The organism is Pseudomonas sp. DF11 (genome assembly GCF_058148565.1).
The window spans coordinates 194564-208309 of the sequence record NZ_JBYVYN010000002.1 but is presented as its reverse complement, the minus strand read 5'-3'; the positions used below and the strand labels follow the sequence as shown (position 1 = coordinate 208309).

15 protein-coding genes are annotated in these 13746 nt (G+C 58.0%); 5 read left to right on the top strand and 10 right to left on the bottom strand.

Features of this window, described 5'->3' with window-relative positions; all coding sequences use genetic code 11:
- Positions 1-121: 121 nt before the first annotated feature.
- From AC30D9_RS07590 to glyQ, 4 genes are all read right to left on the bottom strand, one after another.
- Positions 122-901: a lysophospholipid acyltransferase family protein gene (locus tag AC30D9_RS07590; RefSeq protein ID WP_134922174.1), complete on the bottom strand. Its 780-nt coding sequence runs from the start codon at positions 899-901 to the stop codon at positions 122-124.
- A gap of 80 nt (positions 902-981) precedes the next feature.
- A complete protein-coding gene (gmhB, locus tag AC30D9_RS07585) occupies positions 982-1521 on the bottom strand; it encodes a D-glycero-beta-D-manno-heptose 1,7-bisphosphate 7-phosphatase (protein WP_307572988.1) in 540 nt (179 codons plus the stop codon).
- A 4-nt stretch (positions 1522-1525) separates the two neighbouring features.
- On the bottom strand, positions 1526-3577 hold the full coding sequence (gene glyS / locus AC30D9_RS07580; protein ID WP_490143811.1) for a glycine--tRNA ligase subunit beta: 2052 nt from the start codon (positions 3575-3577) through the stop codon (positions 1526-1528).
- On the bottom strand, positions 3574-4527 hold the full coding sequence (glyQ, locus tag AC30D9_RS07575) for a glycine--tRNA ligase subunit alpha (protein WP_022641565.1): 954 nt from the start codon (positions 4525-4527) through the stop codon (positions 3574-3576). Before glyQ ends, glyS begins: the two co-directional genes overlap by 4 nt.
- An 81-nt stretch (positions 4528-4608) precedes the next feature.
- Here glyQ and AC30D9_RS07570 point away from each other — a divergent pair, with 81 nt between their 5' ends.
- The 3 genes from AC30D9_RS07570 to AC30D9_RS07560 all read left to right on the top strand — a co-directional run bounded on the left by AC30D9_RS07570 (position 4609) and on the right by AC30D9_RS07560 (position 7198).
- Positions 4609-5166, top strand: coding sequence for a DNA-3-methyladenine glycosylase I (locus tag AC30D9_RS07570; RefSeq protein ID WP_490143810.1), 558 nt, complete (start codon positions 4609-4611; stop codon positions 5164-5166).
- 43 nt (positions 5167-5209) lie between these two features.
- Positions 5210-6097, top strand: coding sequence for a lysophospholipid acyltransferase (locus AC30D9_RS07565; RefSeq protein ID WP_041023035.1), 888 nt, complete (start codon positions 5210-5212; stop codon positions 6095-6097).
- A gap of 312 nt (positions 6098-6409) precedes the next feature.
- Complete coding sequence (locus tag AC30D9_RS07560) at positions 6410-7198, top strand: SDR family NAD(P)-dependent oxidoreductase (protein WP_134922178.1); 789 nt, start codon at positions 6410-6412, stop codon at positions 7196-7198.
- A gap of 114 nt (positions 7199-7312) precedes the next feature.
- Here the strand turns inward: AC30D9_RS07560 and AC30D9_RS07555 are convergent, their stop codons facing one another.
- The 4 genes from AC30D9_RS07555 to AC30D9_RS07540 form a co-directional block, all read right to left on the bottom strand.
- Positions 7313-7876, bottom strand: coding sequence for a phage infection protein (locus tag AC30D9_RS07555; protein ID WP_490143809.1), 564 nt, complete (start codon positions 7874-7876; stop codon positions 7313-7315).
- Between the two features lie 33 nt (positions 7877-7909).
- Positions 7910-8329, bottom strand: coding sequence for an organic hydroperoxide resistance protein (locus tag AC30D9_RS07550; protein WP_030139009.1), 420 nt, complete (start codon positions 8327-8329; stop codon positions 7910-7912).
- A gap of 430 nt (positions 8330-8759) precedes the next feature.
- Entirely contained in the window at positions 8760-9884 is a 1125-nt protein-coding gene (locus AC30D9_RS07545) for a GGDEF domain-containing protein (protein WP_490143808.1), read from the bottom strand.
- A gap of 182 nt (positions 9885-10066) precedes the next feature.
- Positions 10067-10630: a TetR/AcrR family transcriptional regulator gene (locus AC30D9_RS07540; RefSeq protein ID WP_490143807.1), complete on the bottom strand. Its 564-nt coding sequence runs from the start codon at positions 10628-10630 to the stop codon at positions 10067-10069.
- Between the two features lie 150 nt (positions 10631-10780).
- Between AC30D9_RS07540 and AC30D9_RS07535 the strand changes: the two genes are divergently transcribed.
- The gene (locus AC30D9_RS07535; protein WP_134922182.1) at positions 10781-11482 is read left to right on the top strand and encodes a glutathione S-transferase; all 702 of its coding nucleotides are present in this window, start codon (positions 10781-10783) and stop codon (positions 11480-11482) included.
- Between the two features lie 145 nt (positions 11483-11627).
- Here the strand turns inward: AC30D9_RS07535 and AC30D9_RS07530 are convergent, their stop codons facing one another.
- On the bottom strand, positions 11628-12002 hold the full coding sequence (locus tag AC30D9_RS07530) for a lysozyme inhibitor LprI family protein (protein WP_134922183.1): 375 nt from the start codon (positions 12000-12002) through the stop codon (positions 11628-11630).
- 136 nt (positions 12003-12138) lie between these two features.
- The gene (locus tag AC30D9_RS07525) at positions 12139-12696 is read right to left on the bottom strand and encodes a hypothetical protein (protein WP_134922184.1); all 558 of its coding nucleotides are present in this window, start codon (positions 12694-12696) and stop codon (positions 12139-12141) included.
- Positions 12697-13200: 504 nt separating this feature from the next.
- On the opposite strand from AC30D9_RS07525, the gene AC30D9_RS07520 reads away from it, so the two are divergent.
- Positions 13201-13560 (top strand): DUF6124 family protein, encoded by a 360-nt coding sequence (locus tag AC30D9_RS07520; protein ID WP_490143806.1) that lies wholly within the window; start codon positions 13201-13203, stop codon positions 13558-13560.
- Positions 13561-13746: the final 186 nt, after the last annotated feature.

The window sequence follows — 13746 nt, the reverse complement described above, 5'->3', positions numbered from 1 at the left end:
TAAAAAACTTATGCACCTGGGAACGAGTTTTATGTGTTTAGGAAATATGTATTAAAAACATATACATACGACATAAAAGCAACGGATTTCGAAAAAACGGTACACAGGTTATCCACAGATTTCAGACAGCGATCTGATCGGTGCCGGCCGGGGTGGCTGGCGCCGGCGGTAGCGAACCCATTTCCCGTTGTGTCTGTTCGTTCCAGGCCTGGACACGATCGTTAAGCTCGGCAATGGCGCGCGGCCCGCTGCCTTCGGCATACATCGGCGCGCCGATCACCACGGTGATGACCCCTGGCGTGCGGATCCAGCCCGCCTTGGGCCAGAATTTGCCGGCATTGTGTGCAATCGGCAGCACCGGTAGGTCGGCGTTCACGGCCAATGCGGTACCGCCTCGGGAAAACTTGCCCACCGTTCCGTAAGGCACACGAGTGCCCTCGGGAAAGATCAGCACCCAGACATTGTCCTTGAGCAACTCGTCGCCCTTCTTCGCCACATGCTTGAGCGCAGCCTTGGGATTGTCGCGATCGATGGCAATCGGACGCAGCATCGCCATGGCCCAGCCGAAGAACGGCACGAACAGCAGCTCACGCTTGAGTACTTGGCTCAACGGCTCGAAATAAGCCGAGAGGAAGAATGTCTCCCAGGTGCTCTGGTGATTGGACTGGATCACGCAGGGCCGGTCCGGCACGTTCTCGGCGCCCTTCACTTCATAGCTGATGCCCAGGAACACCTTGCTCAGCCACAGTGCGCAACGGCACCAGTACACATTGATGAAGCGGTAGCGCGCCTTGAATGACATGAACGGCGCGATAAAAAAACTCAGGGTGCACCACAGCAAGGAGCTGGTGCCCAGCAGCAGGTAAAAGAGAAAGGTTCTGATGGCCTGCAATATCGACATAGCGGCGTTTACCGTTGCGGGCAATGCCCGCCTGTTCAAGCGCTTCCCGAACAATCCTTGATCAGGATGTCTTGGGAGCTCTAATTGTGGATAAGTTCAGCGGCAATGGCCGCCAGGTCGTCAAAAATCAAGGTGCCCACCGGAAGAGTCTTGCCCAGGGTCTTTTCGCCTTTCCCGGTCTTAACCAAAACTGGCTGACAGTCGACGGCCTTGGCTGCCTCCAGGTCACCGAGGCTGTCGCCGACGAACCACACACCCGCCAGTGGCACAGCATAATGCTCGGCAATGGCTTTCAACATGCCCGGCTTGGGTTTGCGGCAATCGCAACCGTCATCCGGTCCATGTGGGCAATAAACGATCAGCCCGACTTCCCCGCCCTGCTCGGCCACCAATTCACGCAAGTGCTCATGCATGGCCTCGAGCACGGCAAGGTCATAATAGCCGCGGGCAATGCCCGACTGGTTGGTGGCGACCGCCACCGTCCAGCCGGCCTTGCTCAACTGCGCGATGGCTTCGATCGAACCGGGCAGTGGCAACCACTCCTCCACCGATTTGATATATGCGTCGGAGTCGTGATTGATCACCCCGTCCCGATCGAGAATCAGCAGTTTCAACAGCAACTCCTCAACCCAGCACGGAAATATCGGCAATATTGAGGAACAGGCTGCGCAGACGTGCCAGCAACGCATAGCGATTCTTGCGCACGTCTTCGTTGTCCGCATTCACCATCACGGCTTCAAAGAACGCATCGACAGGCTCGCGCAGTGCCGCCAGGCGGGCCAGTGCTTCGGCATACTCGCGTTTCTCCATGAGCGGTTGCACCGACGCATACGCCTGTTGAATCGCCGAGTGGAGCGAAAACTCCGCGGCATTATCAAAGTAGCGTGCTTCAACGGCCTTGACCGAAGGCTCGGCCTTGCTCAGCAGGTTCGACACTCGTTTGTTCACCGCCGCCAGCGCTGCGGCTTCCGGCAATTTGCGGAACGCCTGCACCGCCTGTACGCGCTGGTCGAAGTCCAGGGCCGAACCTGGTTTCAGGGCACGCACCGACAGGTAGGTCGCGACCTCGACGCCTTCATCTTCATAACGCGCACGCAGGCGGTCAAAGATGAATTCCAGCACCGCCTCGGCCAGGCCGACAGCCTTGACCTTGCTACCGAACGCGTTGACGGCAAAGGCCACGGCGTCGTTCAGGTCCAGGTCCAATTGCTTGTCGATCAGGATCCGCAACACGCCCAAGGCCGCGCGACGCAGAGCGTACGGGTCCTTGCTGCCGGTGGGCAGCATGCCGATGCCGAAGATGCCGACCAGGGTGTCGAGCTTGTCGGCGATGGCCACGGCCGCCCCGGTCAGGGTGGTCGGCAATTCAGCGCCGGCACCGCGTGGCATGTACTGCTCGTTCAGCGCCAGGGCCACGTCTTGCGGCTCGCCGTCGTTGAGGGCGTAGTAGTAACCGGCGACACCTTGCATCTCCGGGAACTCACCGACCATCTCGGTGGACAGGTCGCACTTGGACAGGATACCGGCACGGGCCGCGCGCTGGGCGTCGCCGCCGATGCGTGGGGCGATGTACGCCGCCAGTTTCGATACGCGCTCGGCCTTGTCGTAGACGCTGCCGAGTTTTTCCTGGAACACCACGTTGCGCAGGCGCTCGTTGAAGCTTTCCAGGGGCTGCTTCTTGTCTTGCTTGAAGAAGAACTCGGCGTCGGTCAGGCGCGGGCGAACGACTTTTTCGTTACCGGCGATGATCTGCTGTGGGTCCTTGCTTTCGATGTTGGCGACCGTGATGAAGCGCGGCAGCAACTTGCCTTCGGCGTCCAGCAGGCAGAAGTACTTCTGGTTGTCCTGCATGGTGGTGATCAGCGCTTCCTGGGGCACTTCGAGGAAACGTTCTTCGAACGAGCACACCAGCGGCACCGGCCATTCCACCAACGCGGTCACTTCATCCAGCAGGTTGGCGGGCACGATGGCGGTGCCTTCCTGCAGGGTGGCCAGCTCCTCGGTGCGCTTGCTGATCAGCTCGCGACGCTCGTTGGCGTCGGCCAGCACGTAGGCGGCACGCAGGTCGGCCAGGTAGTTGGCCGGCGAGGTGATGCGTACGCTCTGCGGATGATGGAAGCGGTGGCCGCGGGAATCGCGACCGGCCTTCTGGGCCAGGATCGTGCAGTCGATGACCTGGTCACCGAGCAGCATCACCAGCCATTGGGTCGGACGCACGAACTCTTCCTTGCGCGCGGCCCAGCGCATGCGCTTGGGGATCGGCAAGTCATTGAGGGAGTCTTCGACGATGGTCGGCAACAGGCTGGCGGTCGGCTTGCCCTTGATGTTCTGGCTGTAGCGCAGCTTGGGGCCGCTCTGATCGATTTCGCTCAGGTCCACGCCGCACTTCTTGGCGAAGCCCAGGGCGGCCTGGGTCGGGTTGCCATCGGCATCGAACGCGGCCTGGCGTGGCGGGCCGTCGAGGTTGATGCTGCGGTCCGGCTGCTGGGTCGCCAGGGCGGTGATCAGCACGGCCAGGCGGCGTGGTGCGGCGTAGACATGCTTGGTTTCGTAGTTCAGGCCAGCGGCTTGCAGGCCTTTGTCGATACCGGCCAGGAATGCATCGGCCAGGGTGTTCAGGGCTTTGGGTGGCAGTTCTTCGGTGCCCAGTTCAACCAGAAAATCTTGAGCACTCATTGTGCAGCCTCCAGCTTAGCCAACACTTCATCACGCAGGTCCGGGGTCGCCATCGGGAAGCCCAGCTTGGCACGGGCCAGCAGATAGGCTTGCGCAACGGAACGCGCCAGGGTGCGCACACGCAGGATGTATTGCTGGCGCGCGGTCACGGAAATCGCCCGGCGTGCGTCCAGCAGGTTGAAGGTATGGGACGCCTTCAACACCATTTCATAGCTTGGCAACGGTAGCGGCTGGTCCAGTTCGATCAGGCGCTTGGCTTCGCTCTCATAGAAGTCGAACAGTTCGAACAGCTTGTCGACGTTGGCGTGTTCGAAGTTGTAGGTCGACTGCTCCACTTCGTTCTGGTGGAACACATCGCCATAGGTCACTTTGCCGAACGGACCGTCGGCCCACACCAGGTCGTAGACCGAATCCACGCCTTGCAGGTACATGGCCAGGCGTTCCAGGCCATAGGTGATTTCGCCGGTCACCGGGTAGCACTCGATGCCACCGGCCTGCTGGAAGTAAGTGAACTGAGTCACTTCCATGCCGTTGAGCCAGACTTCCCAGCCCAGGCCCCAGGCGCCCAGGGTTGGCGATTCCCAGTTGTCTTCGACGAAACGAATGTCGTGCACCAGCGGATCGAGACCGACGTGCTTGAGCGAGCCCAGGTAAAGCTCCTGGAAGTTTTCCGGGTTCGGCTTCAGAACCACCTGGAACTGGTAGTAGTGCTGCAGACGGTTCGGGTTTTCGCCGTAGCGGCCGTCAGTCGGGCGGCGGCTGGGCTGCACATAGGCGGCGTTCCAGGTTTCCGGGCCGATGGCACGCAGAAACGTGGCAGTGTGGAAAGTGCCGGCGCCTACTTCCATATCGTAGGGCTGAAGTACCACGCAACCTTGCTCGGCCCAGTATTGCTGGAGGGCGAGGATCAAGTCTTGGAAGGTACGCACGGCTGGCGTAGGCTGGCTCACGAAATTCACCTGTTTCTTGGGCTGCGATTTAAAGAGCGGGAGTATACCCGATTCGTTCGTGCGCACGCCCCCTGGAGCCTTATGCCACGCTGCTTTTGGTGTTCCGAAGATCCTTTGTACATGGCTTATCACGATCAGGAGTGGGGCACGCCGCTGCGCTATGCGCAGGGTTTGTTCGAGTTGCTTTTGCTCGAAGGGTTCCAGGCCGGGCTGTCCTGGATCACCGTTTTGCGCAAACGCGAGCACTACCGCGAGGTGTTGTACGGCTTCGATGTGCAGCGCGTGGCGCAGATGAGCGATGCGGAAATCGACGACCTGATGCTCGACCCCGGCATCATCCGCAACCGCCTCAAGCTCAAGGCTGCCCGGCGCAATGCCCAGGCCTGGCTGGCCCTGGAAGATCCGGTGGCGTTCCTCTGGTCGTTCGTCGGTGACAAACCCATCATCAACCATTTCAAGGACCGCACCGAAGTGCCGGCCATCACGCCCGAGGCGCTGGCGATGAGCAAAGGCCTGAAAAAAGCCGGCTTCACCTTCGTCGGCCCGACCATTTGCTACGCCTTGATGCAGGCCTCGGGGATGGTCATGGATCACACCCAGGACTGCGACCGCTACGCCGAGCTGGCAAACGGTGGTTAGAATAGCCGGCTCGCAACACGGCCCATACATTCAGGAGTGACCTGTGGATAAGTTGAAAGGCGCCTTGCTGGTCGGCGCTCTGCGGTTGTTTGCGCTGCTGCCTTGGCGCGCGGTGCAAGCGGTGGGTTCGGCCATTGGCTGGCTCATGTGGAAGCTGCCCAACCGCTCCCGCGACGTGGTGCGGATCAACCTCGCCAAATGTTTTCCCGAGATGGACCCGGCCGAGCGCGAACGCCTGGTGGGCCAAAGCCTCAAGGACATCGGCAAATCCCTGACCGAAAGCGCCTGCGCCTGGATCTGGCCGGCCCAGCGCTCCATCGAACTGGTGCGTGAAGTCGAAGGCCTGGAAGTATTAAAAGAAGCGCTGGCCTCCGGCAAAGGCGTGGTGGGCATCACCAGCCACCTCGGCAACTGGGAAGTGCTCAACCACTTCTATTGCAGCCAGTGCAAACCGATCATTTTCTACCGTCCGCCCAAGCTCAAGGCGGTGGATGAATTGCTGCAAAAGCAACGCGTGCAACTGGGCAACAAAGTCGCCGCGTCGACCAAGGAAGGCATCCTCAGCGTCATCAAGGAAGTACGCAAGGGCGGCCAAGTGGGCATCCCCGCCGACCCGGAACCGGCCGAATCCGCTGGCATCTTCGTGCCCTTTTTCGCTACCCAGGCCCTGACCAGCAAGTTCGTCCCCAACATGCTCGCCGGCGGCAAGGCGGTCGGCGTCTTCCTCCACGCCCTGCGCCTGCCGGATGGCTCCGGCTACAAAGTCATCCTCGAAGCCGCCCCGGAGGCGATGTACAGCACCGACACCGAAACCGCCTGCGCCGCCATGAGCCAGGTTGTAGAGCGCTATGTACGGGCCTACCCGAGCCAGTACATGTGGAGCATGAAACGCTTCAAGAAACGCCCGCCGGGTGAGGCGCGGTGGTATTGAAGGTCTGTTACTTCATATGAGCGACACAGGGATTTTGGATCTATGAACACCCAAGCCCACCTGTGGAAGCGAGCTTGCTTCCACAGGTGGCCGACATTTCCACTTCATCGACCCGGATGGCTATGAACTGGCCGTGTGGTCGGCTTCCTGATGTTCGATTGATAACAAAGAGGCGCAAAGCCTCAATCGTGTCCATGATTAAAGGCTTGCGATGTCGGCGACGTTGGGATGGCGAAGTCAGTCCAGAATCCGTTGGATGACCGTCCAGCCATATCGCACTTCCTCTGGTTCATTAATCAAGGAGTCACGCTCATGAACATCGACTTCACCGGACGTCACGTATTGGTCACCGGCTCCACCAGCGGTATCGGTTTTGCCACAGCCAAAGGCTTCCTCGAATCCGGCGCCCACGTGGTCATCAACGGTCGCAGCGAGAGCAGCGTGGAAGATGCGTTGCAGCGCCTGGGCGCCCTTGCTTCAAGGGCCGACGGCTTTGCTGGCGATCTCAGTAACGCGTCTGGCTGCCAAGCGCTGATCGCCAAGTACCCACGCTTCGATATCGTCATCAACAACCTGGGCATTTTCAAACTGGAAGACTTTTTCGAGACGCCGGACAGCGAATGGCAGCGCTTCTTCGAAACCAACGTGATGTCCGGCGTGCGGGTTTCCAGGGCCTACGCGCCGGGCATGGTCGAGCGCGGTTGGGGGCGGATTGTGTTTGTCTCGTCGGAATCCGGCGTGAACATTCCCGCTGACATGATTCACTACGGCTTCACCAAAACCGCGCAACTTTCAATCGCTCGTGGCTTGGCCAAGCGCCTTGCCGGCACGGGCGTTACGGTGAACTCGGTGTTGCCTGGGCCGACCCTTTCAGAAGGCGTTGCCCAGATGCTCCAGGCAGATGTCGAGCGCAGCGGGGAAAGTCTGGAGAAGGTGGCGGCGGATTTCGTCAATCAGCACCGCAGTACCTCGATCATCCAACGTGCGGCACGTGTCGAGGAAGTGGCCAACATGATCATCTATGCCAGCTCGGAACAGGCCTCGGCCACCACGGGAGCGGCGCTGCGTGTTGATGGTGGTGTGGTGGATAGCATCGTTTAGGAGCTTATGACACGTTGCAAAAACGCCGCTTCCTCATGAGAGATAAGCGGCGTTTTTTCTTTTGGAAGCAACATGGGTTGATTCGACCAGCTTTGGAGTGGTGAGGGGATTTGTTCAGCCCACTCTGTTTTCCATCAGGCGATCAGAACCGCCTTCGGCGACGCGGTTTTCGATGAGTCGATCGGAGCCACCTTCAGCTACACGGTTCTCGATCAGGCGATCGGAGCCACCTTCGGCCACGCGGTTCTCGATCAGGCGATCGGAGCCACCTTCGGCCACGCGGTTCTCGATCAGGCGATCGGAGCCGCCTTCGGCGACGCGGTTCTCGATCAGGCGATCGGAGCCGCCTTCAGCTACACGGTTCTCGATCAGGCGATCGGAGCCGCCTTCAGCTACACGGTTCTCGATCAGGCGATCGGAGCCGCCTTCAGCTACACGGTTCTCGATCAGGCGATCGGAGCCGCCTTCTGCGACGCGGTTTTCGATGAGTCGATCGGAGCCGCCTTCGGCCACGCGGTTCTCGATCAGGCGATCGGAGCCGCCTTCAGCTACACGATTTTCGATCAGGCGATCAGAACCACCCTCAGCGAACGTAGGTTGAACAAAAGAAGTCGCGAACGCATTGCCGAGCGACAGAGCCAGAAGCGAGCCAACGAGAGTTTTGCTGAAAGTTTTCATGTCCTGATCCTTTTTATTCGTAGATGGAGTGAGTTAGACGGTGACGTGCAAACGGACGTCGACGTTGCCGCGTGTCGCGTTGGAGTACGGGCAAACCTGGTGAGCCGCGTCGACCAGCGCTTGAGCATCGGCTTGATCCAGACCTGGCAGGCTGATGTGCAGGTCAATGTCCAGACCGAAACCACCAGGGATCTGGCCGATGCCAACGTGTGCCGTGATCGAGGCGTCAGCGGGGATGCTGCGTTTGCTTTGGCTGGCGACAAACTTCAATGCGCCGATGAAGCAAGCCGAGTAGCCGGCGGCGAACAACTGCTCAGGGTTGGTGGCTTCACCACCAGCGCCGCCCAAGGCTTTTGGAGTGGCCAGTTTCACGTCGAGAATCTTGTCGCTGGAGACAGCACGGCCATCACGGCCACCGGTGGAGGTTGCGACTGCGGTGTAGAGAACGTTCATGGTGTTTCCTCGCTTGCTGATTGATTTGATCGAGTGTTGGATTTGGTTGCGCTAAATGTTTGTGCGCTAACCAGTTGAGTTAAAGTTAAAGGACAAATAATTAGCGCGCAAGATAAATTTTTGAAAATTTTCCGATTTTGAATTAACTAATTGATACTAAAGGGAATTTATTTTTAGCGTCGCAGTATCGCCAACCCGTTTGGGCCGCAGGGTGAGTCAGGATGAAGGAGGTGTCAGGGGGAATCAGCAGGCCTGCGCAATAGCTGGCCTTCGAAGAGAAGGGAATTCACAAGCAGAATCATGGGATTTTCGATCGTTCCCACGCTCCTGCGTGGGAATGCCGACGGGGACGCTCCGCGTTCCGCTTCTGGAACATGACGCGGAGCGTGGGGACGATCAACTCCCCACTAACGATGCAAAGCCAACCAAACTAAGCAACAGCCACTCGATTGCGCCCCAACGCCTTCGCTCGATACAGCGCTTTATCCGCATCGTTCATCAAGCTTTGAAGATCCTTATTACAGGCCTCCGTCGACGCGACGCCGAGGCTGGCTGATATGCAGTGCACAGGCTCGATCACCAAGGCTGCGATGGTATCGATGAGCCGCTCTGCAATCTGGGTGGCGACTTCGATGGAAGTGTTCGGCAGCAGAATGGCGAATTCTTCCCCACCTAGCCGGCCATGGATGTCCGTTGTGCGAAACGACGAGCTGATGACCTCTCCCATTTGGCGCAAAACCTGATCCCCGACCTGATGGCCGTAAGTGTCGTTGATGCGCTTGAAGTGATCCATGTCCAACATGACCGCGCACAACCCTTGCCGCTTGGCCTTACATTCGTTGTAAAGCCGCTGGGCATGCTCGAAAAAAGCCCGTCGACTCTTCAAGCCGGTCAGCTCATCGGTTTGAGCGGCGCGGGTTGAAATGCTGTTCGCCTGTTCCATTTCACGGGTGAGTCGGAAGGCGGTTTCCAGTGCCTGGGACATTTTGTGTGTAGCGCGGGCAGCAAATGCCGCGAACACCAGAATCGAGAGGGCCATGCCGACTTGGATCGGGGATGGTTGAAACAGCAGCCAGGCGGTGCACGGCAACAGCACCAAGCCGATGGAGACGAGTGTCATATCACGATAGGCCGAATAGCAGGACACCGCACTGACAGACATCCCGACCGTGAAGAGCATGACCAACGCCTGGGACAAAAGATCGTCTGCTGGCATCAGAACGAATGCGCCGCCGCCCCAGACGCTGGCGGATAACACCAGCGAGATCCAGTATTTGCGCTCCCAATATTGCGGCGTGCGCTGACTTTCGTCGCTGCGGAAATAGGCGACAAACATCAAGATGCGCAGCAGCGTCGAGCCGGTCAGTATGGCCAGCCACCAAAAAATCACGCTGTGTTCAAAACGGTCCCAGCACAGCCAGCTCAACATGATGGCCGCGAGGTAACTACCGAAGACCGCAGAAACGGATTGGCGAAACAGTTGCTGCAAGCGGTCAGTTCGCACTTGCTCGGCTATTACAAAATCCTGGCCATTGCGCAATCTTGGGCCATCCATTTGAACCACCTGGTTATGACGCAACAAAAAAACGATTGTGGCACCCTGCCATTAGCGCAAACAACTGAATTACGCTCTTGGCTCCAACCAGATTTCAATATCCCCACTGAAATTGAACCCCATGGCGAGGGAGTTTGCTCTCGCGGGCATTGCGCATCATCTGTTTAACAAGGAACAAGCAATCAGACCGGAATCAGTCCCGTCTCCTGATAGCTCAAAATCAGATCATCGAACAGACGGATATCCGCCCGTGTTCGCGCTATCAACTGAGCACCCGCAACCGCGGTGTAAATGGCGCGGGCTCGGCGTTCGGATTGTTCTGGGCTGGTCGCTCCGGCATCTGCCAACACCTGGGCGAGCCACGTCACGTTAACGTCTGCAAATGCCCTGATCTCGCGCGACACCTCTTCGGGAAGGTCTTCGTATTCGGCGGCCATGAAGCTGGACAGGCACAGTCTGTTGCCGTCTTCGAGCGACTTTCGAAAAGTCGCCGGATACAACTGCAGGCACCGCTTCGGATCGGTATTGACGGCGCGTATCTCTTCCAACACCCGCAGCGCGTCCTGCCAATAGCGTTCGGCGACCGCGGCGCCCAGGCCTGCCTTGCTCGGGAAGTGGTAGTAAATGCTCGCATTCTTGATGCCCACTTCTTCGGCAATGCTACGGAAATTGATCCCGCTGTAACCGTGCAGTTGAGCGGCGGATTTCGCCGCCGCCAATATGGCTTCCCGAGCATTTTCGTTCACGTTGCGCCCCTCGCTTCGAGCTTCGAATTATTCATATGCGCGGATTCTACTCACAGTTCCGTTTACCTGCCAATTGACAGGTAGGGGATTGACAGCAGAAAAACATCGGCCCAATCTTTACCTACCAATTGACAGGCAGGTGATCGGATCATGACCTCTTCGCAGCAGCACGTTGACGTTTCCACTGTTCCTTCGATGAAAATCTACGATTGGTTCAACGGCCCTTACCCCGCCCGAGTGCGCATTGCGCTGGCGGAAAAGGGTTTGCTACCGAAAATCGAATTCGTGTCGGTGAATCTATGGGCCGGTGAACACAAGCAACCCGAGTTCCTGGCCATCAATTACTCCGGGACATTGCCTGTGCTGGAGCTGAACGATGGGACGCGAATCGCGGAGTGCACGGCGATTACCCAGTACTTGGATAGCCTGGTCGGCGAACCGACGCTGACGGGCGAAACGCCTCTGGAAAAGGGCCTCATCCATATGATGACCAAGCGTGCCGAGAACGAGTTTCTCGATGCGGTCAGCGTGTACTTTCACCATGCAACACCGGGCCTCGGGCCCAAGGTCGAGCTGTACCAGAATGCGGAATGGGGTCGCCGGATGGGCGACAAGGCGATCAGGGGCATGGGCTATTTCGACAACCTGCTCAAAGACCAGCCCTTTGTCGCGGGTGACAAGTTCTCGATGGCCGACATTGCGGTGCTGGGCGGCATGATCTTCGCCTCGCTGGTGCAGCTCCCCGTGCCTGAAGAGTGCGTGGCACTTCGAGCCTGGCACGCCAGGATGCAGGAGCGTCCCAGCGTCCAGGCATGGCGTGCCATGGTCGAGCGCGGCGTTGAGCCGCGATAGCGAGTAACCCGCCAAAGAAAAACCCGACGCTCTACGTCGGGTTTTTCCTGGATATTCCGACCCGCAAGCGAGTCACGGGTGCAAAAGGGATGGAGCGCAATGTTGAATGAGCGCGAGCAAACCCGATGTGCTGATTGTTTACGGGTTACTCGACTTGCGACAGCTTGGCGTCATCGCAACCGGCAGCACGGCACTCGCGCTCGACAGCCTTGAGTATGACGATACGCGCCTCGGTCTTCTCATTGGCACAGTCCAGGTAGAGCAGGCCATCGTTGGAACAGGCGCTGTCACGATTTTTGATCCACTGGATTTGAGCGGCTTTTACTTTTTTCTTTTGCTCCGGGTTCAGAGCACTCATCGTCTTCTTGTATTGCTCGTTGATTTCCTGATCCGACTGAACCATTTTCAGCGACGCGCAATAGGTTCTGTCATAGGCGTTTCTAGGGTTATCGCAACTCATCGCAGATGCCGATGCTGATGCCATTGCCAGCAATGCCCCAACCAACAAAGACTTGATCACTCACTTCTCTCCCTGAATGCCCTCTATTCATTAGAGGTCGCGGCGGGGAATTTATCATGAGGGTTGTCGAACAATGAAGCGGATCCTACCGCCTTCATGTTTTCCATGGCCCACGATCGGCCGCGACTGCCTTTCGCTACAACTTTGATTTTCTCGACCAAAGATCAAGGTCGCTGCCGCACGCCGCAACGATGTAGTTCCCACACCAAGAAAATCCGAACGCCCTCACGTGGTCCCTGTAGATCACCGTGCAATCTGCTTGATGACCCTCAATCAGCGCATTTTTGAAGGGTTTGCTCAGAATAAGGCTGTTTTCAGGCCAATCCGGGGAAACCAGCTCCAGTCCCTCCCCGGCGATGTTGCTGGTTGGCAAACCACCGCCCTGTATGCCACACAGCGGTATGACTTCATCGGCGATCACGCCAATGCCCTGGCAATGCAGCCCGAGCTCGCTCAAGCCCGCATATTCTTCATAGTCGCGCTCAATTTTTTCGCCTGTGTCGCAGTGCACAACACTCCGCCCCGAGCTTGAGATAACCAGCAAATAGGGGCCTTCTTGCGAAAAGCCTACCGATAGCAGCCCACCGACGGCTATCGAAGCTACATGAGCCCAGCCCTCGGGGTTCTCATCAACAGGGATCTGGTCGATGAGTCGTATCAAGCGCTTTCGATTGTCTTCGCGTAATGAATTCATGAGTGCATTCGGATAAAAAGGTTGCCCAGCATCCCCAAACATCCCCAAGCCGGTCAAACATTCGTGGCGAGGGAGCTTGCTCCCGCTGAGCTGCAACGCAGCCCCGCCCACTTCAAACCTCAACCGTAAACCCGTCTAGCCCCAGTTTACGGGCCAAAACCAAGCCCTGTTTATTCCGCTGGCGTGATCCTTCCATCAAGCTACACATCCTTGCGCCATTACCTACAACTACGCCAGAATCCGCCCGCTTGTGCGCCTTGCCTCGGGGTTCTATCGTTTTCCTGCCACTGCCCATCAGTGGTCGGGTTTAGTAGCCCGAGGTACTTAGTAAGGTGCAAAGCTCCATCAGTCAGGTATTTCCATGCCTGTATTTGATGGCGGCTGTGCGCAGGGCGCCCTCGGGCGCGCCGGCTTTGCTGAGTCCCCGGTCTACTAACCTGCGTACAGCTGCCACCCCTTGTTTAGTAGCTGGAGGGTTGCGGCTTCACCTACAGGACTTAGCACATGATCAAACCTACGCCGAATCCGCCAGAGGCGGACCAAGCTTCCCTGCGAACCAAATCCAAAGCCAAGAAACACGACGAAGCCACCAATCGCGTCTTGGATTACTACCTCCTACCAAAATCGGAAAAGTCCGAAGATGCGTCCCAACCGGGCCAGCTCTTCACCGTCGCAAAAAACGCCGATAACGAATCCCTCCTCGCCAACCTCAGCGAAACCCTGGCGTCAGCCGATGCGATGGTCAGCAACCTGGCCTTTGACTTGGAAGGTCCCCGTCGTCACATTGCCCTCGGTGTTCAGCAACTGATTGAACTGAGTTCATTGCTGGCGAATCGGGTGTTGGATAACGTTGATCCGCGATAGCAAGTAAACGTCCTCCCAAAAAGCAAACCCGACATCTTGTGTCGGGTTTGCTTTATTAACGCTCTAGAAACACGAAAGCCCGCAGTGATTTCTCTCAAGCAGGCCTCGGAAGTTAGGCACGAGAGTCACTCCTCATGCGTTGGGATAAGTATTGTTGCGGGACGATCACTAAGGTCAATCAAATTT

Bases quoted from the DNA above. Each gene is read 5' to 3' on its own strand.
- AC30D9_RS07555 (WP_490143809.1), bottom strand. From the start codon at position 7,876: ATGAAAACTTTCAGCAAAACTCTCGTTGGCTCGCTTCTGGCTCTGTCG.
- AC30D9_RS07525 (WP_134922184.1), bottom strand. From the start codon at position 12,696: ATGAATTCATTACGCGAAGACAATCGAAAGCGCTTGATACGACTCATC.
- AC30D9_RS07560 (WP_134922178.1), top strand. From the start codon at position 6,410: ATGAACATCGACTTCACCGGACGTCACGTATTGGTCACCGGCTCCACC.
- glyS (WP_490143811.1), bottom strand. From the start codon at position 3,577: ATGAGTGCTCAAGATTTTCTGGTTGAACTGGGCACCGAAGAACTGCCA.
- AC30D9_RS07545 (WP_490143808.1), bottom strand. From the start codon at position 9,884: ATGGATGGCCCAAGATTGCGCAATGGCCAGGATTTTGTAATAGCCGAG.
- AC30D9_RS07550 (WP_030139009.1), bottom strand. From the start codon at position 8,329: ATGAACGTTCTCTACACCGCAGTCGCAACCTCCACCGGTGGCCGTGAT.
- AC30D9_RS07570 (WP_490143810.1), top strand. From the start codon at position 4,609: ATGCCACGCTGCTTTTGGTGTTCCGAAGATCCTTTGTACATGGCTTAT.
- AC30D9_RS07520 (WP_490143806.1), top strand. From the start codon at position 13,201: ATGATCAAACCTACGCCGAATCCGCCAGAGGCGGACCAAGCTTCCCTG.
- AC30D9_RS07590 (WP_134922174.1), bottom strand. From the start codon at position 901: ATGTCGATATTGCAGGCCATCAGAACCTTTCTCTTTTACCTGCTGCTG.
- AC30D9_RS07535 (WP_134922182.1), top strand. From the start codon at position 10,781: ATGACCTCTTCGCAGCAGCACGTTGACGTTTCCACTGTTCCTTCGATG.